The 395-nt window shown below is 57.2% G+C and carries 1 pseudogene; it reads left to right on the top strand.

The window, feature by feature from the left end:
- Window positions 1–263: pseudogene (locus ACPWR9_RS25850) on the top strand (allantoicase); the annotation flags it as partial.
- Window positions 264–395 lie beyond the last annotated feature (132 nt).

Raw genomic sequence — 395 nt, 5'->3', positions numbered from 1 at the left:
CCGCGCACTTCAAGGGCAACTTCCCGGACCGCTGCTCGATTCAGGGCGCGTATGTGACGGGCGGTACCGAGCAGTCGTTGATTACGCAGTCGATGTTCTGGCCGGTGTTGTTGCCTGAGCAGAAGCTGGCGATGGATAAGCAGTTTTTCTTCGAAGAGCAGATTCAGAAGCTGGGCGCGATTACGCACATTCGTTTCAACATCATCCCGGACGGCGGCGTGTCGCGCCTGCGTCTGTGGGGCCGGTTGGGCGAGAAGAAGTAAGCGAAGAAGTCAGCGAGCGTAGCAAACAACGAAGCGACTCACCGTCTGGCAGTAAGCGGGCGGTGAGCTAGTCAAAAAAACGAGAGGGAGAGAGTGATATGGCGGGCCCGGCATTGAAGATAGAGCGATTGA

The sequence above is a fragment of the Pandoraea pneumonica genome, assembly GCF_049918595.1.
GTDB classification, from domain to species: Bacteria; Pseudomonadota; Gammaproteobacteria; order Burkholderiales; family Burkholderiaceae; genus Pandoraea; species Pandoraea pneumonica_A.
This window is presented reverse-complemented; position numbering and strand designations above follow the sequence as displayed.